This window comes from Phormidesmis sp. 146-33 (genome assembly GCF_052939515.1).
In genome coordinates, this window is the sequence record NZ_JBJPHU010000031.1 from 1 (window position 1) to 17,081 (window position 17,081).

At 48.1% G+C, this 17,081-nt stretch carries 24 protein-coding genes; 18 read left to right on the forward strand and 6 right to left on the reverse strand.

Annotated elements, in window-relative coordinates; translation table 11 throughout:
* Nucleotides 1-162 precede the first annotated feature (162 nt).
* The 11 genes from gvpA to ACJ2PR_RS14455 all read left to right on the forward strand — a co-directional run bounded on the left by gvpA (nucleotide 163) and on the right by ACJ2PR_RS14455 (nucleotide 6,123).
* Nucleotides 163-381, forward strand: coding sequence for a gas vesicle structural protein GvpA (gene gvpA, locus ACJ2PR_RS14405; RefSeq protein ID WP_446859740.1), 219 nt, complete (start codon nucleotides 163-165; stop codon nucleotides 379-381).
* Between the two features lie 90 nt (nucleotides 382-471).
* Nucleotides 472-1,578 carry a hypothetical protein gene (locus tag ACJ2PR_RS14410; protein WP_446877505.1) on the forward strand — a complete coding sequence of 369 codons (1,107 nt, stop codon included), beginning with the start codon at nucleotides 472-474 and terminating at the stop codon, nucleotides 1,576-1,578.
* Nucleotides 1,579-1,607: 29 nt separating this feature from the next.
* A complete protein-coding gene (gene gvpN, locus ACJ2PR_RS14415) occupies nucleotides 1,608-2,894 on the forward strand; it encodes a gas vesicle protein GvpN (RefSeq protein ID WP_446877506.1) in 1,287 nt (428 codons plus the stop codon).
* Nucleotides 2,891-3,301 (forward strand): gas vesicle protein, encoded by a 411-nt coding sequence (locus tag ACJ2PR_RS14420; RefSeq protein WP_446877507.1) that lies wholly within the window; start codon nucleotides 2,891-2,893, stop codon nucleotides 3,299-3,301. The genes gvpN and ACJ2PR_RS14420 overlap by 4 nt, the downstream gene beginning before the upstream one ends.
* Nucleotides 3,298-3,492, forward strand: coding sequence for a hypothetical protein (locus ACJ2PR_RS14425; protein WP_446877508.1), 195 nt, complete (start codon nucleotides 3,298-3,300; stop codon nucleotides 3,490-3,492). The genes ACJ2PR_RS14420 and ACJ2PR_RS14425 overlap by 4 nt, the downstream gene beginning before the upstream one ends.
* Before the next feature lie 56 nt (nucleotides 3,493-3,548).
* Nucleotides 3,549-4,007: a gas vesicle protein K gene (locus tag ACJ2PR_RS14430; protein ID WP_446859735.1), complete on the forward strand. Its 459-nt coding sequence runs from the start codon at nucleotides 3,549-3,551 to the stop codon at nucleotides 4,005-4,007.
* A gap of 18 nt (nucleotides 4,008-4,025) precedes the next feature.
* A complete protein-coding gene (gvpF, locus tag ACJ2PR_RS14435) occupies nucleotides 4,026-4,763 on the forward strand; it encodes a gas vesicle protein GvpF (RefSeq protein WP_446877509.1) in 738 nt (245 codons plus the stop codon).
* A 14-nt stretch (nucleotides 4,764-4,777) separates the two neighbouring features.
* Nucleotides 4,778-4,969: a DUF6888 family protein gene (locus ACJ2PR_RS14440; protein WP_446859733.1), complete on the forward strand. Its 192-nt coding sequence runs from the start codon at nucleotides 4,778-4,780 to the stop codon at nucleotides 4,967-4,969.
* Nucleotides 4,966-5,193 carry a DUF6887 family protein gene (locus tag ACJ2PR_RS14445; RefSeq protein ID WP_446869261.1) on the forward strand — a complete coding sequence of 76 codons (228 nt, stop codon included), beginning with the start codon at nucleotides 4,966-4,968 and terminating at the stop codon, nucleotides 5,191-5,193. Before ACJ2PR_RS14440 ends, ACJ2PR_RS14445 begins: the two co-directional genes overlap by 4 nt.
* 5 nt (nucleotides 5,194-5,198) lie before the next feature.
* Nucleotides 5,199-5,441, forward strand: a complete 243-nt coding sequence (locus tag ACJ2PR_RS14450) for a gas vesicle protein GvpG (protein WP_446859731.1) — start codon at nucleotides 5,199-5,201, stop codon at nucleotides 5,439-5,441.
* A 31-nt stretch (nucleotides 5,442-5,472) separates the two neighbouring features.
* Nucleotides 5,473-6,123, forward strand: coding sequence for a DUF2301 domain-containing membrane protein (locus ACJ2PR_RS14455; protein WP_446877510.1), 651 nt, complete (start codon nucleotides 5,473-5,475; stop codon nucleotides 6,121-6,123).
* A gap of 18 nt (nucleotides 6,124-6,141) precedes the next feature.
* On the opposite strand, the gene ACJ2PR_RS14460 is transcribed toward ACJ2PR_RS14455, so the two are convergent.
* On the reverse strand, nucleotides 6,142-6,339 hold the full coding sequence (locus tag ACJ2PR_RS14460; RefSeq protein ID WP_446869264.1) for a hypothetical protein: 198 nt from the start codon (nucleotides 6,337-6,339) through the stop codon (nucleotides 6,142-6,144).
* 18 nt (nucleotides 6,340-6,357) lie between these two features.
* Between ACJ2PR_RS14460 and ACJ2PR_RS14465 the strand changes: the two genes are divergently transcribed.
* Both ACJ2PR_RS14465 and ACJ2PR_RS14470 read left to right on the forward strand, forming a co-directional pair.
* A complete protein-coding gene (locus ACJ2PR_RS14465) occupies nucleotides 6,358-6,486 on the forward strand; it encodes a hypothetical protein (RefSeq protein WP_446859727.1) in 129 nt (42 codons plus the stop codon).
* A gap of 120 nt (nucleotides 6,487-6,606) precedes the next feature.
* Nucleotides 6,607-7,926 (forward strand): vanadium-dependent haloperoxidase, encoded by a 1,320-nt coding sequence (locus tag ACJ2PR_RS14470; RefSeq protein ID WP_446877511.1) that lies wholly within the window; start codon nucleotides 6,607-6,609, stop codon nucleotides 7,924-7,926.
* A 514-nt stretch (nucleotides 7,927-8,440) separates the two neighbouring features.
* On the opposite strand, the gene ACJ2PR_RS14475 is transcribed toward ACJ2PR_RS14470, so the two are convergent.
* Complete coding sequence (locus ACJ2PR_RS14475; protein WP_446870430.1) at nucleotides 8,441-9,616, reverse strand: HhoA/HhoB/HtrA family serine endopeptidase; 1,176 nt, start codon at nucleotides 9,614-9,616, stop codon at nucleotides 8,441-8,443.
* Between the two features lie 193 nt (nucleotides 9,617-9,809).
* Between ACJ2PR_RS14475 and ACJ2PR_RS14480 the strand changes: the two genes are divergently transcribed.
* The 3 genes from ACJ2PR_RS14480 to ACJ2PR_RS14490 all read left to right on the forward strand — a co-directional run bounded on the left by ACJ2PR_RS14480 (nucleotide 9,810) and on the right by ACJ2PR_RS14490 (nucleotide 12,534).
* Nucleotides 9,810-10,844, forward strand: a complete 1,035-nt coding sequence (locus ACJ2PR_RS14480) for a glycerophosphodiester phosphodiesterase family protein (RefSeq protein WP_446877512.1) — start codon at nucleotides 9,810-9,812, stop codon at nucleotides 10,842-10,844.
* Between the two features lie 102 nt (nucleotides 10,845-10,946).
* The gene (locus tag ACJ2PR_RS14485; RefSeq protein ID WP_446877513.1) at nucleotides 10,947-11,588 is read left to right on the forward strand and encodes a sigma-70 family RNA polymerase sigma factor; all 642 of its coding nucleotides are present in this window, start codon (nucleotides 10,947-10,949) and stop codon (nucleotides 11,586-11,588) included.
* Nucleotides 11,589-11,601: 13 nt separating this feature from the next.
* Nucleotides 11,602-12,534, forward strand: coding sequence for a DUF1822 family protein (locus ACJ2PR_RS14490; RefSeq protein ID WP_446877514.1), 933 nt, complete (start codon nucleotides 11,602-11,604; stop codon nucleotides 12,532-12,534).
* 231 nt (nucleotides 12,535-12,765) lie between these two features.
* On the opposite strand, the gene ACJ2PR_RS14495 is transcribed toward ACJ2PR_RS14490, so the two are convergent.
* Genes ACJ2PR_RS14495 through miaE form a run of 3 tightly spaced genes read right to left on the reverse strand, consistent with a single transcriptional unit; the run spans nucleotide 12,766 to nucleotide 14,490 of the window.
* Complete coding sequence (locus tag ACJ2PR_RS14495) at nucleotides 12,766-13,251, reverse strand: GNAT family N-acetyltransferase (protein WP_446877515.1); 486 nt, start codon at nucleotides 13,249-13,251, stop codon at nucleotides 12,766-12,768.
* Nucleotides 13,252-13,264: 13 nt separating this feature from the next.
* Complete coding sequence (locus tag ACJ2PR_RS14500) at nucleotides 13,265-13,879, reverse strand: hypothetical protein (protein WP_446859720.1); 615 nt, start codon at nucleotides 13,877-13,879, stop codon at nucleotides 13,265-13,267.
* Nucleotides 13,879-14,490, reverse strand: a complete 612-nt coding sequence (gene miaE / locus ACJ2PR_RS14505; RefSeq protein ID WP_446859719.1) for a tRNA isopentenyl-2-thiomethyl-A-37 hydroxylase MiaE — start codon at nucleotides 14,488-14,490, stop codon at nucleotides 13,879-13,881. Before miaE ends, ACJ2PR_RS14500 begins: the two co-directional genes overlap by 1 nt.
* Here miaE and ACJ2PR_RS14510 point away from each other — a divergent pair.
* Nucleotides 14,489-15,352, forward strand: a complete 864-nt coding sequence (locus tag ACJ2PR_RS14510; protein ID WP_446877516.1) for an EamA family transporter — start codon at nucleotides 14,489-14,491, stop codon at nucleotides 15,350-15,352. The two genes, miaE and ACJ2PR_RS14510, sit on opposite strands and share 2 nt — an antisense overlap.
* 37 nt (nucleotides 15,353-15,389) lie before the next feature.
* Here the strand turns inward: ACJ2PR_RS14510 and ACJ2PR_RS14515 are convergent, their stop codons facing one another.
* Nucleotides 15,390-15,857 (reverse strand): hypothetical protein, encoded by a 468-nt coding sequence (locus tag ACJ2PR_RS14515; protein ID WP_446859717.1) that lies wholly within the window; start codon nucleotides 15,855-15,857, stop codon nucleotides 15,390-15,392.
* Nucleotides 15,858-16,216: 359 nt separating this feature from the next.
* Between ACJ2PR_RS14515 and ACJ2PR_RS14520 the strand changes: the two genes are divergently transcribed.
* Nucleotides 16,217-16,975, forward strand: a complete 759-nt coding sequence (locus ACJ2PR_RS14520) for a hypothetical protein (RefSeq protein WP_446877517.1) — start codon at nucleotides 16,217-16,219, stop codon at nucleotides 16,973-16,975.
* Nucleotides 16,976-17,081 lie beyond the last annotated feature (106 nt).

Below are 17,081 nucleotides of genomic sequence, written 5' to 3' on the forward strand. Positions count from 1 at the left end.
AGCGGTTTAAATAAACGACATTTGATCTTCCGTGTTTGCGCTAATCAAATTCAACTTGTCCGAAGCGTACCTTGATACAGAAGCCGAAAACTCCGAAGCAAGTCTAAACCAAGAGATTCGGCAGACTGAAATCTAATCACTCATGTTCAGGGAATTACAACAATGGCTGTTGAAAAAGTAAACTCCTCTTCTAGCTTGGCTGAAGTCGTCGATCGCATTCTCGACAAAGGGATCGTTATTGATGCCTGGGTTCGCGTTTCGCTCGTTGGGATTGAACTGTTAGCGATCGAAGCTCGCATCGTTATCGCTTCTGTTGAGACCTATTTGAAGTATGCCGAAGCAGTTGGTTTGACCTCTCAAGCTGCTGTTCCTTCTGCTTAGAAGTTAGATGCTGGGGGGTTGAGTCTGGCGCTCCCCAGTTTCATTGTTTACTCAGATAGATAAATCTTCTCTGCAAAAACGCTTTTAATCATGGCTTTGAAAGACTCCTGGCAACAGCAAAAACAGCAGCGCCAACAAGAAGCAATCCAGCGTCGGAGACAGGTGAGTGAAGCTTTAACGTTGACTCAGAAAGACCGTCAGGAAAAAGCCTCTCAGCTTCGTAGCGACCTAAGTTTATTTCGAGAAACGCTGCTGAGTAACGATCGTGCTCGCAATGCAGAGTTTCAAGCCTTCTATTCAAAATTGCAGGACAAAACTCAATCTTTTTTGAGCGAGGCAAAAGAGCAGCGTCAAAAGCAGTCTCAACAAGTTGCCCAACACTTAAGTGAATTTGTCCAACGTCTTCAACAGCAAACCGCGAGTTTTTTGACAGTTACAGAAGTTGAAAGAGGATTAATGGCACAGCAGTTGGCCAATGATCTTCAGAGCTTTCGAGTTGCTCTAAATGAAAGCGTGTCTTCTCTACGTCAAGATATTCAATCAGAGCTTCAAGACTTACAGATCGAAACAGAACTTTTGCTTGATCAGAGCCGACAACAGCGCCTCAAAACGCAAATTCGTCTGACTCGACATCTAGCTGCTTTTACAGAGACCTTGCGATCGAATCTCCAAACCTACTTATCAGAAGTCAGCGCTACCCGACAACAACAAGCAGCACAATTGACCGCAAGGCTGCACCAAAATCAAGTCGATCGCACCACCGAAATGAAGGCTTTGTTGGCAAGTCTGGCAGAGTTTCGAGTGCAAATTCAGCAATATCACGCGAGTCTAAAAAGTGCTGTTTGGGGAGATGTTTCGATTGAGGTGCCCACGATCGCTCAGAAGTCTGCCGCTCCGCTAAAAGCTTCTACCCCTCTTCCTGAAACGGTTTTAGAGACTTCTCCAGCCCAGGTCAAAATAGCCCAAGCGACTAGCGCGATCCTGCCCAAAATCGCGGCTCCCATTCTCGAAGCCGACTACGAAGAAAAAATTTATCAGTACATCGATTTGATGGAAGGTGCGCGGCTCACGGAAATCGAGTCGTCGTTGGGAATCAGTCGGTTTCAAGCGGTGGATGCCTTGCGATCGCTGATTCAAAAAGGGTTAGTGACACAGCGCGATCGTGTTTACCGCATTCAAGAAGATTTCACTGTTTAATTCCACTGTTTAGTTGAGGATTCATCACCGTGACGACTGTTCTTCGTGCCAGCCCCCGCCGATTTGTCAGTACACCTTCGATCGAGCGAGTTGCTGTTAGAGCTTTGCGCTATTTGCAATCTGGATTTTCAGTACATCTGCGCGGCCCAGCCGGGACGGGTAAAACCACATTGGCGCTTCATCTAGCTGATCTGTTGACTCGTCCAATCATGTTGATCTATGGAGATGATGAGTCCAAAAGCTCTGATTTGATCGGCAATCAGTCTGGCTACACACGCAAAAAAGTAGTCGATAACTACATTCACAGCGTTGTCAAAATTGAGGATGAACTTAAGCAAAACTGGGTTGATTCTCGGTTGACACTGGCTTGTCGAGAAGGATTTACGCTGGTCTATGACGAATTTAATCGATCGCGTCCAGAGGTGAATAACGTTCTGTTGTCTGCTTTAGAAGAGAAGCTGTTAGTCCTTCCCCCCAGCAGCAATCGGACGGAATATATTCGCGTCAATCCAAACTTTAGAGCAATTTTTACCTCTAATCCAGAAGAGTATTGCGGCGTTCACTCGACTCAAGATGCGCTAATGGATCGGTTGGTGACGATCACGATGCCTGAGCCAGATGAGTTGACTCAGCAAGAGATTTTGGTGCAAAAAACTGAAGTCGATCGCGCCAGTGCCCTGATGATTGTTCGCCTGGTCAAAGCCTTTCGAGTCAAAACCAAAGGTGAAAAAATTTCGGGACTGCGATCGTGCCTGGTGATCGCCAAAGTTTGCCAAGAACATGAGATTCCCGTCTCTCCCATGAATGCAGACTTTCGAGAAATTTGCTCAGACGTGTTGCTGTCTCGGATTGGCATAGCGATCGACGATGCAACTAAGATTCTCTGGCAATCGCTCAATGACATGTTGCACAACGATTTACTACAAACTCCCGTTGAGACGTTAGCCTCTGATGCCATTCCGTTTGCCGAGGTCGCTACAGAACTGGAAGAACCCTCAGAATTGACCGTCAAAGAACAGCTAGTCGAGCTATTTCGCGAATTGACCGAATCCGCCGAAGCAGCATTACCAGAAGAATTGCCAGAAGCGTTACCAGAAGAAGCGCCTGTTACCGAAGCCAGCATTGCCCACGAGCAAGAGATTTATGAGTATTTGCTGAAATCAGGTGCCGTGAGAATTGCCCAGATTGAGAGTGATTTAGGCTTGACGCGAGTGCAAGCATTGGATGCCATTCGGACATTGGCGAAAAAAGGATTGGTTGTGCATCGCGATCGGCTTTTCTCGGCTCAATCAGTTCCTGCCGAGGTTGAATCATGACAACTAGCCCCATGCGCTCTGCGGTTGGACGAGACGCTGCGAGAGGCATCACCACTTCGACTCCCGGCTCAACGCTGGCAGATGTTTTAGAAAGAGTGCTAGATAAAGGCATTGTGATTGCTGGAGACATTTCTATTTCTGTTGCGACGACAGAGTTGATTAACATTCGCATTCGTCTACTCATTGCATCAGTTGATAAAGCGAGAGAAATGGGCATCAACTGGTGGGAAAACAATCCTCACTTTAGCCAGCAGTCTCAGGGCTTGATAGAGGCCAATCGCCAACTAATAGAGCGCGTTGAGAGCCTGGAAACCGAGTTAAAAGGGCTTCGTCCCGCTTCGACTCCAGAGCTATCTAGTTCCGAATCTCTTCCCAACTCCCTAGAAACGCTTTTAGATGACTTATGATTACCGTCAAAACGATGAAGCAAATTGCGACGAGCCGCGTGATTCCTAGTAGTCGGTCTGCCAATCGTTTGGGTCAGCTATCGTTGAGTGAAAGCGATCGTGCCAGAATTGCTGCTGGAATCGGTCGGATGCGATCGAGTCAAGCCCGTCGCCAGTGGCTCAACCGCCTGTATCAAACGAGAACTCTCTAGCATAAAAGCTAACCGCAACCTTCTACAATTGAAGCAACCTTCAGCCGAGTGACCCAGTGTTTTCTGAACCGCCTGATCTCGCCATTATCAATGCTCCCAAATCCACCAAGGACAGGGGGCTTGCTCCGTTGTTGTTGACCATTGTCGAGCTAGTCAAACAACTGATGGAGGCTCAAGTGATTCGTCGAATGGAAGAAGGAAAACTCAGCGACGAAGAATTAGAGCGAGCGGCAGAAAGTTTGCAAAAGTTGGCGGAACAGGTGGTTGAAATCTGCAATATTTTTGAGATTGATCCTGCTGATTTGAACATTGACCTGGGCGAAATGGGCACGCTATTACCGAAAGCCGGAGGATACTATCCCGGTCAAACCTCTGCTAGTCCTTCTATTTTAGAATTGCTCGATCGTCTTCTTAATACAGGCGTAGTTGTCGAGGGCAGCGTTGACATCGGAGTGGCCCAACTAGATTTGATTCACGCAAAACTTCAGTTGGTTCTGACGGCGAAACCTATCTAATCGCCCCCCATTTTTCTTATGAGTTACGGACTCTACCTATACGGGATTTTTCCTACCCCTGGGCCGCAAAGTTTGGAGCTAGAAGGCTTAGACAAACAGCCCGTTCACAGTCATACCGTTGATGGATTTGCCTTTCTCTACTCAGAAGCGCAGCAAGAACGGTATTTAGCCAGTCGTCGCAATCTGTTGGGGCATGAAAAAGTTCTTGAACAAGCCATGCACGCGGGACATCGCACCCTACTACCGCTACAGTTTGGGTTGATTATCGAAGATTGGGAGGCGGTGACTGAGCAGCTAACGGCTCCCCACAGCAAAAGTTTGGAGCATTTGTTTGACAAGCTGGCTGGACGACGAGAAGTAAGCGTCAAACTGTTTTGGGATGCCGCTGCTGAACTGCGAACCTTGATGGACGAGGATGAAATTCTTCGCAGTCAGCGCGATCGCTTAGAGGGCAGGTCTCTCGGTATGGAAGAAATTGTCTCGATCGGACAGTTAATTGAGAAGGCAATGAGCGATCGCAAACGCACTGTGATTCAAGCCTTTCAAGATGCGCTCAATCCGCTGGCAGAAGCGGTGGTCGAAAACGATTCACTCACTGAGGCCATGATTTACAACACGGCTTACCTGATTTGTTGGGACGACGAGGCAACCTTTAGCGCTCAGGTCGAAGCTTTGGATCAACAGTTTGATCAACGCTTAAAAATCCGCTACAACGATTTCACTGCACCTTACAATTTTGCTCAACTCGATCGATAGAGAATTAATACTTCATGGAACCCACAATTGCCCAGGCACAAGGACTCTATCGATTATGCTATCGTTTAACCAACCAGATTTATCCAGGATGGCAATTCAAAACAATCGACCTCGTTCGTATTGATGAAAGAACCGGAAACATCTGTGTTCTTGCTGGCGAAGGTTTGGATTACGAAGTTAAACCGAGCGGAGGGTATGAGCCATGACATCAGTCAACTATGACGCAATGGACTTAGATGAACTGCGCCGATACATGTTGGAGCATCGAGAAGACATTCCAGCCTTTCATGCTTATGTCGATCGCTCCAAAGCAGCAGGACGCATGATCACGATCGATGTCAGTGACCCAAATTGGGAAGAAAAACTCGACGATCGGCTGCGTCAATCAGAACTCAATCCAGACCACCCAAACAACATTCCTGAGCAATAAAAATCATGGTTCTTCGCTTACTGTTTGCCCCCATCACCGGACTTAGCTGGATTGCTGAACAAATTCAAGAACGTGCCGATACAGAACTTGACGACACAGAAAACTTGAGCAAACGACTGCTGACGCTGCAACTTGCGTTTGATATGGGCGAGATTCCAGAAGAAGAGTTTGAGGCGCAAGAAGAAGAATTGTTGCTGGCGATTCAGGCGATCGCAGATGAAGAACGACTTGCCGCCCTAGAGCAGTAGGATAGGGGCAGATGTGATTCATGCCTGACCTATGATTGAGCAAGCCACACAGCCCGAAGTTTATCAAGGACAGTTTGGAGATTTTACGATTACGGAGCGCGATCGCCAGGGAGTTGTGATCTATCGAGGCGGTCTGATGGTGGCAGCGCTGAGTTTTGCGATCGGGACTGGACTCGTTCTCTCGCAAGGCAGTCAAGCGATCGGTTTACTGACTCCGCTTTATTTCTGCTTTTGGGCGGCGTTGGGCGTTAGTTTGTGGATGATTCACATTTACTTAAAGCCACTGCATTTGGCGCTTCAGACATTTTGGGCGATCGGGGGCGTTGCTTCGCTGATTCTGACTTTTGGCAAGAGTGAACCGCTGGCTTTGCAGGTTTATCAGCATCCGGTCACGATTTTGGGCGTTGGATTCACCTTTGCTGCACTGACTGGAATCTTCTTTAAAGAGGCGTTTTGCTTTAACCGATTGGAAACTAAACTGCTGGTGCCGATCGTTCCGATGCTGCTTTTGGGGCATTTGTTTAACTTGTCTGGCTCGTGGGAAGCGACCTTATTGGGTGTTTGGGCGGTTTTGTTTGTGGTGTTCGCAATTCGTAAAGCGATTCAACAAATTCCTCCAGATATTGGCGACAAAAGCGTATTTGAGTACTTGAAAAATCAATCGAGCGCTCAGTCTCTTTGATTGGAGTGATTTTTTAATTCAAAGATGCTCCTCATAAGAATTGATTTCTGATGGGTCAAAAATGATTATGTAGGTGCGGGTAGGATGGCTGCGCTGCAAGACTTGTAGGTGTCCTTCGACATCCCTGCGACGACGAAAGCGATCGACGACAATTCTCTGCATTTTTGGCAACAGCAAAATCAGACACCCTGGCGAAAGTTGGTTCTGCGAGGTCATTGCCTTTGATCTTGGAAAATGGCAGAGCTAGAGAATATTACCCGATCGGTTACTGACGATGGGCGATCGCAGTTCATACAGTTGAGAGAAGTCAGCGCAGGGACACAAACAATCCGTTCTCTCTCAGGCGTTGATATGACCTTTTGATCCTGCGGTTGGCTCATGGTTTATTACAAAATCTGCTTTCGGGCGCTATGGAGCAGGCTGTTTGGGCGCTCTACCGATTCTGAGCAACATCATTCCACTCAACCCATCGGAAATTTCACTATGTCTGATATTGTCATTCGTTGGAACAACGTTTATTTGGAAGCGATTCGTCGATCTAAGAACGAGTTGGCCAGTCCGACTCGGATCACTCGGATTGGGGCAATGATGCACGCGGCGATGTATGACGCGATTAACTCGATCGCTAAAACTCATCAGCCTTATCTTATTAGTTTGCCGACTCCGATTGATACTTCTCCCGAAGCTGCGGCGGCCTATGCGGCTCATCAAGTTTTGAGTGCAATTAACCTGGAACTGATGACCACTCATTCCAATATGCAGCCTGTTTTGAACGATCTAAAAATTCTCTTTAAAGAGGGTTTGGCGGAGTCTTTGGAGCAAATCAAAGCTGGCGCAACGGAACTAGAGATTGAGAATGGACGCATTTTGGGACAGGCGATCGCCAATGTCGTCATCGCCAAACGCAGCAAAGATGGGTCTGAAAATATGGCTCCTTATGTGTGCGGCAAAAATCCGGGAGATTGGCGACCGACAAGCCCAGGCACGATGGCAGTTACACCGAATTGGGGAAAGGTGCGTCCTTTTACAATGACCAGTGGTTCTCAGTTTCGACCGATTCGACCGGGCGGGTTTGCGACTAAAAATGAAATGCTGCGGAGTGCAGAATATGCTGTGCAGTTCAATGAGGTCAAACGGCTGGGATCAGATACATCCAGCGATCGCACTCCCCAACAAACCGAGATCGCGTTCTTTTGGGCCAATGACCTCGACGGCACCTACAAGCCACCGGGACATCTTTTTCGCATGACGCAGCTTGTTGCTGAACAACAGTTACTGTCTCTAGCGGAGAATGCGCGACTGTTTGCGCTGGTTGCCCTCGCCCTTGCAGATGCTGGGATTGTTGCCTGGGATGCTAAATATTCTACAGAAATCGACCTGTGGCGGCCCGAGACAGCCATTCAGATGGCGGAGAAAGACAATAATCCTGCGACCGATCGCGATGAATCCTGGGCCCCTCTATCTGTGAATCGAGACGGCAGCCGCTTTTCGCCCGCTTTCCCAGCCTATGTTTCAGGACATGCCACCTTTGGCGCAACTCATGCAGGCATTCTAAGAAACTTTTTTGGGACTGACGACATCACGTTTGAGCTTGATACAGAAGATCCGTCTTTGGAAGGTCAATCGATCACGCGGACGTTTGACAGTTTCTCGTCTGCCGCTTTAGAGAACGGGAGAAGCCGGGTTTATCTGGGCGTACATTTTCAATGGGATGCAGACAACGGCTATATTTCGGGGACTCGTCTGGCTGATTATGTATCCGCCAATTTCTTGAAGCCTCTGCCTATCTGTGTTCAGGTGTAGTCGATTCAATCCATTCAAAAAGCCTGTATCAGTAGGGACGTTGTACACTCATAGCGCCCCTACTTTTCTGTTTGAAAAAATTATCTGATAGATTCAGTAGGTTGCGGATCGACAGTGTTTCTTTGATTACCGACTTTCAATCCCCTGACTCCCTTTCAAAAGGCTGACTTTGAATCGGCTCCTCCTTGTTTAACGTGAATTCGATGGAGTTTTCTCGCTTCGTTATTGGGCACTTCTGCCCCCCAACCCCCCAATTTTGGGGGACTTTGAGACAATATTTCTCGTTCAAAGTCCCTCACTGGTGGGGGATTTAGGGGGCTGCCCGGCTTAGTAACCGTAGCGAAAGATGATCATCGAATTCACGTTTGTTTAAGGGGCGCTAGAGGGATCTCATAGCTGATCACCGACTAAACATGTTCATCTGCGATCGACTGATGCTTTTAACTCGGACAATTCACGATACGAAGTGACTAGTTGATGGTGATTAACCCTTCAGATGGTCATGGAGTTCTACTTAGGAAGGTTCACGTTCGGGGAGTTGGGCGGGTTTGATGGCGATCGTTTGTGACTTACCACTGCGATTGATCGTGACCTGTAGCGGATTGCCCACATTCGTTTTTTCGACTTGCTGCTGCACCTGTCGAGAATTCTGAATCGCGACCCCATTCACAGACTCAATCACATCACCCGGACGAATCCCCCCACGAGCCGCAGGCGAATTTTGAGCGATCGCCACCACGACCACCCCCGTATCTCTGTCAACTTTGAAGCCAGCATCACTCTGATTAATCTGCGATCGCAACTCCGGAGTCAACTCCACCATCTGCACACCCAAATAGGGATGATCGGCTCGACCTTTGGTGATTAGTTGGTCTACAATGCGCCGAAACGTATTAACCGGAATCGCAAACCCCAACCCCTGTGCGCCTTGAATGATCGCCGTATTCATGCCAATGACCTCCCCCGCCGCATTCAACAACGGCCCGCCAGAATTGCCAGGATTAATCGCTGCATCCGTTTGAATAAACTCCACCCGCTCCGCCGGAACGCCCACATCCGCACTCGATCGCCCCGTTGCGCTGACAATTCCCTGCGTCACTGTATTGTCCAATCCCAACGGATTACCAATGGCGATCGCTGCCTGTCCGGGCTGCAAATTATCCGAGTCACCCAACTTCACCATCGGTAGATTTGTCGCTTTGATTTTGACAACAGCCGTATCCGTGACGCGATCGACTCCCACCACGTCTCCTTCAAACCGCCGCCCATCTTTGAGAATCACCGTCACCCGATCGGCACCCGCAATCACATGGGCATTGGTTACAATCTGGCCATCTTGACTGATGATAAACCCCGACCCTGTGCCTCGCTGTACCCGCTCTTGAGGCTGATTGTCTCCGCCAAAAAAGCGATCCAGAATAGGATTTTGAGATTGCTGCTGCACCGTCCGACTCGCATTAATTCTCACTACCGCATCTCCCACCTGCTGCACCACTTGCGCCACATAGTCTGGGTCGTCCGTTCTCACGGCGGGTTGAGCGGCAGGGGTCGCTGATTGGGTTGGAGCCGACTGGGTAGGCGCGATCGCTTCTGGCGTAACCGTCACATCTCGATTAGAAAGCGCCCCACTACAGCCCGCCATCCACAGCGCCAGACAGAAAACAGGTTGTTTGAGCAGTCGTTTGATCATAATGCTTGTCATCCAGTTTATTTCTGAACTTTACCAGAGGCAGCGACTTAGAACATCTCTCTCACTGTAGCGATCGATTGCAATGGTCGGTTTTGCTTTTTTCGGTGCGACCTGGCCAAACCAAGCGATGATGAAGAGTGGATTATAGGCATGTTAGATGTGATCCAGTTTACATTTCATTCTCAGTAGTGACATGGCAATTCAGACAGAACCGATGCTGACGGATTGTTTTGAGCTTCTCAAGTCTGCTGAAGTGCGCCCTTTTCAAGTCATTGGACACCGAGGCGCACGAGGATTGATGCCCGAAAATACGATCGCCGCCTTCGCTCTGGCTACCCGTCTAGGAGTGGATGCGCTGGAGTTAGACGTGGGACTGACGGCCGATGGCGTGTTGGTCGTCGCTCACGATCCCGAAATTTCTCATATGCTCTGTCTCAATCCCGATGGCAGCCATCTCAAACGCTATCCTCGACGACTGATTCGCAAGCTGACTTTAGCAGAGGTGCAACAGTTTGATTGTGGGTCTCTCAATCCCAATCCGATGCGCTTTCCTGAGCAGCAATTAGTGCCCGGTGAACGAATTCCCACGCTTGCTCAAGTGTTTGAACATCAGATGCAGCACTTTCCCGATTCGCAGGTGAAATATACGATCGAATGCAAAGTTAATCCCTTAAGAATCAATCCGTTGCGATCGCGCGATACCTTTGGGGCCAGTTTGTTTGCCAAAAAGTTGGTGAATCTGGTGCGAGAGTATGGGTTGAGCGATCGCGTTACGATTCAATCATTTGAGTGGCGAGTGCTGCGGGCTGTCAAAAATTTGGAGCCTCAGATTCAGACGGCGGCTCTGATTCGTCAGTATCGCAATAAGCCCGGAACGCTGTTGTCTCAAGCTAGAATTGCTTCCCCGTTTCTCGCTGGCTTTGACTTTAAGCGCTATCACGGCAACATTGCAGCATTGGTTAAAGAAACTGGGTTTATCGATCGCTATTCCCCCAATTTTGAAACGCTGATCCCAGAGTCTCGTCATTTTATTCAGTCGGTACAAGAAATTCAGAAGGCGGGTTTTCCGGTGATCCCCTGGACGGTGAATGACGCGACCAAAATGCAGCGCTTGATCGATCTGGCTGTAGATGGATTGATTACAGACTATCCCAATGTTTTGATCAATCTTCTGCGGAAACGAGGGATGAGGGAGAACTTCGATGATCTGTTCCCCCTTGGGGGGTAATCTGCTTTGCGAGAGGGATGAACCCCAAAAAGATTCTGGAATTCATGCAAACCTTCTATTTTCTCGACAAAATGAAAGGAATCTACTGATCAGGTTTGTTGCATGAGTGAACTGGAGGAAACGCTGAGGCGGCTAGTTAGGGAGGCCTGTGGACACGATCGAGGCAGCCCTGTACGCCAGAGAAATTTAACTAAGATCATTCGTTTAGTCGCTCCCAAACTCTGGAAGGAAAACAAGCCTTATTACGCCGATGCGTTGCAGCAAACCTGGGTCTATTTTTGTCGCAACCTCTGTGAGGGAGATACGGCTGATCCCTATGATCCCGACGCGGCTGGTGTCGCAACCTGGCTTAATGCTTACCTGCGGCGACGGCTACAAGACTTTTTTATCAAAGAGCGCGAAGATATTAAAATCACGGCTCCTCCCCGGCAGTTTGGGCGATTAGGAGAAGATTCAGAATTTGATCCGGTAGACAACCTGATAGCGAGTCCCGATATTCCTCCTCTCCTCGAAGCTGTGAGAGCCTGGGCAGAATCTGACCCAAACGGAGAATTGCGGAGTCATATCAAAGGATCGCCTGCTGTCACCTGTCAGATTTTGATTTTGAGACGACTGCCTCCCGAAAATAGCTGGAAAGAACTCTCTGAGGAGTTTGGGCTACCCATTCCAACGTTGAGCAGCTTTTATCAGCGCCAATGTATGCCTCGCTTGCGTAAATTTGGTGAGTCAGAAGGATATTTGTAAAGGAGGACTTGTCATGACTTTTAGCACACACTCAGAATTTTCTTTGCCGTTGCCTATTCCTCGATCGGCGATCGCGATCGCACAACAGTTTGCCAATGAGCAGCCTACTCCCCAAAAAGCGGCCCAGATTCAACTCAACACGCTGGCCGTTTCTGTCATCAACGACTATCTACAACTGATGGGCATTTCGACCGACTTGACCGCAAGCGATTGCTGGAATCCCGTTACGAGACTTTGTGCTGACGTAGCCGATTTGGTGTTGCCCAATGTGGGTCGTTTGGAGTGTCGCCCTGTGAGCCGCGATCGCTCGACTTGCTATGTACCTCCTGAAGTATGGGACGATCGGGCTGGCTATGTGGTGGTGCAGATCAATGAGGAATTGCAAGAAGCGATCGTATTGGGATTTACGCCAACCGTGAATTCAGAAATACTGTCTTTGCGAAGCTTACGATCGCCCGAAGACTTAATTGATTATCTACACGAGTTGAGACAGTCTGAAGTCGTTAGAAGCTTAGTCAGCTTAAATCACTGGTTTCAAGGCGTTTTTGAGAGCGGCTGGCAGACCGTCGAATCGTTGCTCAATCCTTCAGAAGTTCGATTTGCTTATCGAGGGAGAGACAGCGCGATCGACTTTCCCAGACGCGCCAAATTAATTGATCTGGGCATTCAACTCGCTCACCACTCCGTTGCTCTGGTCATCGAACTCAGACCTCAAGAAAATCAGCAAACCGAAATTCTGCTACAAGTGCATCCGACCAATGCAGCCTTTTTGCCCCCTCAGCTACATTTATCTATTTTGGACGACGCAAACAACATCTTTTTGGAAGTGCAATCAAGAAACGCAGACAACTACATTCAGTTGCAGTTTAGCGGTGACGCTGGCGAACAGTTTAGAATCAGCATCGCGTTAGAAGATGCCCGTGCGATCGAGGAGTTTGTGATTTAACGTGAATTCGATGAAATCCTTTGCTGCGGTGATCGCTCCGGGCAGCCCCCTAAATCCCCCAAGTTTGGGGGACTTTGAGCAAAAAATCCCATCCGGAAGTTCCCCAGATTGGGGAGTTGGGGGGCGAAAGTGCTGAATCACGAAGCGAAAAAACTCTGTCGAATTCATGTTGATTTAGCGCGTAGTTCAACAAGCCAATCAACTGTTAGGCATTGAAATCAGGACTTGAGATTAGGACTTGAGAAACTTGACGTAGACCTGATCGCACCGCGCAGTTTCAACACCCGTTGTCGGTTGGTAGCCACTGGTTTCGTAGAGTTGGACAGCCTCCTTCAAAACGCTGGCAGTTTCGATCCAGATTTGCTCAAAGTGACGAAGCGCGATCGTCTGTTCTAACTGCTGCAACAAAAACTTTCCCAATCCCTGCCCTCTCGCCTCTGGCAACAAATACATTTTGCGAATTTCGACCGCTTTTTTGCCTCGCGAGATGGGATAGTAAGCCGCCGTTCCGACCAGTCGATCAGAATGCTCAATCACCCAAAACTCGCCCCCGATCGCCTCATAACATTGCTCAACTTCTAAGACATCGCGATCGGCTCCTAGCGGCTCCCAACTCAACCCATAGTCAGCCAACACAGCACCAATCATCTCAGCGGCGGTGGAGCGATCGGCTCTTTGCCAAGAGCGAATCAGAAAATCACGATATTGAATGTTCACAAGTTTCTGTAGGTTAAGCGCTCAAAATTCCAACCAGAATGCGGAGGAGTGCTTCTAAATCTGCGGGCACTCGATATAAATTTAAGTCTTGATGGATTTGTTTTGAGGCTCGATCGAGCGATCCAAACTGCCAGATGTCACCCGTGGAGACGGCTCCATAAAAAACTGATTGTTCTGAATCAGTCCAACGATCGAGCGCGATTAACTCGACTGCTAATTGGGTAAACCCCCTGGTCAAGTCAGCATTTTTTGCCTCGATCACTAAAAGTTTTTGGGCAGCTTGCAAATAGTAGTCCAGGGTTCCTTTGAGTTGTTCTGTAACGTTTAAGGGATACTCAATCCTCAGTTGAGCGCGTGTGTAGTGAATTACATCAATCAAAATCGGTGCGATCAGCAATTCTCTACGAGCAGCTTCGCTGGTCAGCCTAACTAAAGGTAAGCTCTCTTCGATTCGGAGTTTGAGATCTTGTAAGCGATCGAGTCCCGCCACAAACTGCGGAAGCATTAGAGAGGCTCTGACTAATGAAAAACCAAATTCTGCCAGAATGTCGTCTGGCTCAAACGGCATCTCAAAATAGCTTCTAAACGTATAGGACTGATCTGGCTGAAGAATCGGAATTTTACTCATTAGCTATGAATTCGGGGTTCTGGGTGCAGCGTAGATAATAAGTCACTTTCAACCTGGGCAAGGGATTGGAGACGATCGGTGAGAAGCAATCGCTCAAAATACTCATCTGCCAATGACCAATAAATGCCATAGTGACGCGCCTCAGAAGCCATGAGTCCCCGATAAAATCGAGCCAGTTCAGCATCGGGACAGTGTGCGCCCAACAAACCCAACCGTTCGTGACTACGAGCCTCGATCAGCGCAGACACTAACAGGGAATCGAGGAGGCGATCGGGTTCATTCCGCCGAATTTGCTTATTTAACCCAGCCCCATAAGGGGGAGGAGCCAGAGGCGCTAACGGAATGCCACGCCGTTCTAAAATCTGATTGACCTGCTCAAAGTGCTGCAATTCTTCTTGAGCGATCGCCGTCAACGATCGAACCAATTTTGCACTCGACGGATAGCGAAACATCAGATTGAGCGCTACGCCTGCTGCTTTTCGTTCGCAGTGAGAATGATCCAGCAAAACGGTGTTAAGGTTTCCCAAGGCCTGTTCTAGCCATGCGGCAGACGTGGGCTGATGCAAAAATTTGATCGCAGTCAGGGTTGAGGAACTCACAGGAATCGTCATGATTTGGTTGGCATTTGCAATTTTAACGGCTTTCTTTGAGTCTTTGAAAGATGTCTCTAGCAAATACGGATTGAGAAAAATTGACGAATATATTGTGACCTGGGTCTCGATCGTATTCTCAGCTCTGTTCCTCATCCCATTATTATTGTTGACTAAAATTCCGACACTCAATGCTCAGTTTTGGATCGCATTACTGATCGGAGGCAGTCTTAATGTGATTTCTTTTACGCTATATATTAAAGCGATTAAAGCATCAGATTTGTCATTGACGGTTCCGATCGTGACATTGACACCGCTGTTTCTTTTGGTTACATCGCCGCTGATTGTTCACGAGTCGCCTAGCGTTGCTGATGGGATTGGCGTTTTTATGATTGTAGCCGGCTCGTATGTATTAAATCTGAGAGAACGCAGTCGAGGATATTTTGCTCCGTTGCGGGCCATTTTGCGAGAAAAAGGTAGTCGTCTGATGTTGATGGTCGCATTCCTCTGGAGTATCACCTCCAATTTCGACAAAGTAGGCGTAGTGAATTCTTCTCCGTTGTTTTGGTCAACCGCTCTGTATTTATTTTTAGCGATCGGCATCTTTCCGATCGTGCTTTACAAGTCGCGCCACCATTTTGATCAGATTCTTCCCAATGTTAAAGTGCTGGCGACGATCGGGCTATTTCACGCTTTGGCGATTAGCTTTCAAATGATTGCCGTTACTTACACGCTGGTCACTCAAGTCATTGCCATTAAGCGAATGAGCGCCTTGATCAGTGTTTTATTTGGACATTTTCTATTTAAAGAATCAGGACTACAAGAACGATTACTTGGTGCAGCTATCATGGTCACAGGCGTAATCGTCATGACGTTGCTGTAGCGATTCTCAGCAAGATTATTAGTAACTAGGTTCTTTATCAATTTCTTGCTTGCTTTTGTTCACCTTCCCATTCCACCGTTCCAACTGCCACATTACCCGACTCATTTAGCGTTCCTTCAAACGTGCCAACCTGTCCCGGTTTTAGAGATTCTGGTGTGACATATACAAAGCGAGAAACAGATGAAGATGGAGAACCTTCTGGCGTAATTGTGTAGTTGACGATCGCATACCGCACTGTTTTTCCAGTATCATTTCGGACTTGTCCAATTAGACGATCGCCCTGTTTCTCAAAGTTTAATACCGTCATCTGTGGTTTAGATTTTATCTGAGGCACATTACACAAACGGCTCAGATTTACTACTTTTTGACGCGCCGTTCGCAGATAACAAATCGGCAAATTGGCATCTAACCGTTGCCCTGAAGCTTTCGCCAACACAGAATTTTGGACAGCGATCGGACTGAGCGCAATTCCCCCTGCAATTAGCCCGTAAATAAGGTTTGGCATAAACTTCTCAGTGTTATCTTCATTAGTCCTTCAAAATTTTCAGCTACAAACCGGAAACTTCTGCTCAAAGCCAGAAAAGTCACTTGAGAAGATCCAAACTCTCAAGGAAATTTTGAAACTTCAGTAAAAACTCGCACCAGTTCGATTAAGCTTCTGAGTTAGAGTGCAATCGGTTTGTCAAACAAACTGAACTGCTTATCAGGGGTCATTCATAGCGTGCATTTAAGCAAAAAGCGGGTTAATTCGACCTGTTTCATCGCTTAAATCTAGAAGAAATTGGTGTAGTCTGCCTCGTTTTTGACGATCGCTCAGAAACGGCCACCCAAGACATTGAACCAATTTTGTTGGAGATACTCTAGATGACGAAAAGATTTCTGTCTTTGTTGAGCAATCGATCTCATTCCACACTGCTCACCACCCTGCTGCTCACAAGCTTATTAGGAGGAAGTCTATTTACCCCCGCTCAAGCTGCACCCGTTGCCTCGGTCAAACGAGCCGTCACCTTTTCTTGTAGCGACACTGAAGCCACCATCAAAGCTAAAGGCGGAGCCTCGGTGACGATCGGGACAAGCAGTATTTACATTGGCTATCAGCAAGTTTCGAGTGTCAACAAAGATCCGCGCATGATTCGATTTGACAACGGCAGACGCACCTGGTGCAAATCTGACTATGAAGTGACAAACGATGATGGCACAGGCTATGGGCTGATCTGGGATGGGGGAAGCGTCTTATATGGGGTTTTTAGTTCTACCGGAACGCAAGGGACTCCCAGCCAAGATTTTCGGCGCTTTGCAGGCAGCGGTTGGCTAACGAACTATGGATCAGGTGGCGGTGCAAAAATTGCAGTGCTAACGCGCATCAATCCAGCGACAGGAACCATTTCTAACGCCACCTTTTTGTCGGCGCTACTCTCCAGTGGTAAGAGCAACTCGCTTGTCGTCAAAGGGTTATCCCTTAAGGGAAGCAATCTAGTCGTGAATGCAGACTCTTTCTTCTCGCCTCGTCGCGCCAATCGCTCTCGCATGACTTGTTCTGGCTCATCGCCCTTTAACTACACAGCAGAATTTGCCTCAAACCTGGGTTCTGTGGTTAGAGCAACTGCCGATCGCTGTCAATAACGTAAATTCGATAAAATCTTTCGCTACGGGTGTCAATCCAAGTAGCCCCCCAAATCTCCCAGGAGTGAGGGACTTTGAGCCAAAAATCTAGTCTTAAAGTCCTCCA

Bases quoted from the DNA above. Each gene is read 5' to 3' on its own strand.
- ACJ2PR_RS14420 (WP_446877507.1), top strand. From the start codon at position 2,891: ATGACAACTAGCCCCATGCGCTCTGCGGTTGGACGAGACGCTGCGAGA.
- ACJ2PR_RS14510 (WP_446877516.1), top strand. From the start codon at position 14,489: ATGATTTGGTTGGCATTTGCAATTTTAACGGCTTTCTTTGAGTCTTTG.
- ACJ2PR_RS14410 (WP_446877505.1), top strand. From the start codon at position 472: ATGGCTTTGAAAGACTCCTGGCAACAGCAAAAACAGCAGCGCCAACAA.
- ACJ2PR_RS14490 (WP_446877514.1), top strand. From the start codon at position 11,602: ATGACTTTTAGCACACACTCAGAATTTTCTTTGCCGTTGCCTATTCCT.
- ACJ2PR_RS14520 (WP_446877517.1), top strand. From the start codon at position 16,217: ATGACGAAAAGATTTCTGTCTTTGTTGAGCAATCGATCTCATTCCACA.
- ACJ2PR_RS14500 (WP_446859720.1), bottom strand. From the start codon at position 13,879: ATGAGTAAAATTCCGATTCTTCAGCCAGATCAGTCCTATACGTTTAGA.
- ACJ2PR_RS14465 (WP_446859727.1), top strand. From the start codon at position 6,358: ATGGCAGAGCTAGAGAATATTACCCGATCGGTTACTGACGATGGGCGA.
- ACJ2PR_RS14515 (WP_446859717.1), bottom strand. From the start codon at position 15,857: ATGCCAAACCTTATTTACGGGCTAATTGCAGGGGGAATTGCGCTCAGT.
- gvpA (WP_446859740.1), top strand. From the start codon at position 163: ATGGCTGTTGAAAAAGTAAACTCCTCTTCTAGCTTGGCTGAAGTCGTC.
- ACJ2PR_RS14455 (WP_446877510.1), top strand. From the start codon at position 5,473: ATGATTGAGCAAGCCACACAGCCCGAAGTTTATCAAGGACAGTTTGGA.
- ACJ2PR_RS14470 (WP_446877511.1), top strand. From the start codon at position 6,607: ATGTCTGATATTGTCATTCGTTGGAACAACGTTTATTTGGAAGCGATT.
- gvpF (WP_446877509.1), top strand. From the start codon at position 4,026: ATGAGTTACGGACTCTACCTATACGGGATTTTTCCTACCCCTGGGCCG.
- ACJ2PR_RS14460 (WP_446869264.1), bottom strand. From the start codon at position 6,339: ATGACCTCGCAGAACCAACTTTCGCCAGGGTGTCTGATTTTGCTGTTG.
- ACJ2PR_RS14440 (WP_446859733.1), top strand. From the start codon at position 4,778: ATGGAACCCACAATTGCCCAGGCACAAGGACTCTATCGATTATGCTAT.
- ACJ2PR_RS14450 (WP_446859731.1), top strand. From the start codon at position 5,199: ATGGTTCTTCGCTTACTGTTTGCCCCCATCACCGGACTTAGCTGGATT.
- ACJ2PR_RS14485 (WP_446877513.1), top strand. From the start codon at position 10,947: ATGAGTGAACTGGAGGAAACGCTGAGGCGGCTAGTTAGGGAGGCCTGT.
- ACJ2PR_RS14475 (WP_446870430.1), bottom strand. From the start codon at position 9,616: ATGATCAAACGACTGCTCAAACAACCTGTTTTCTGTCTGGCGCTGTGG.
- ACJ2PR_RS14425 (WP_446877508.1), top strand. From the start codon at position 3,298: ATGATTACCGTCAAAACGATGAAGCAAATTGCGACGAGCCGCGTGATT.
- miaE (WP_446859719.1), bottom strand. From the start codon at position 14,490: ATGACGATTCCTGTGAGTTCCTCAACCCTGACTGCGATCAAATTTTTG.
- ACJ2PR_RS14480 (WP_446877512.1), top strand. From the start codon at position 9,810: ATGGCAATTCAGACAGAACCGATGCTGACGGATTGTTTTGAGCTTCTC.
- ACJ2PR_RS14445 (WP_446869261.1), top strand. From the start codon at position 4,966: ATGACATCAGTCAACTATGACGCAATGGACTTAGATGAACTGCGCCGA.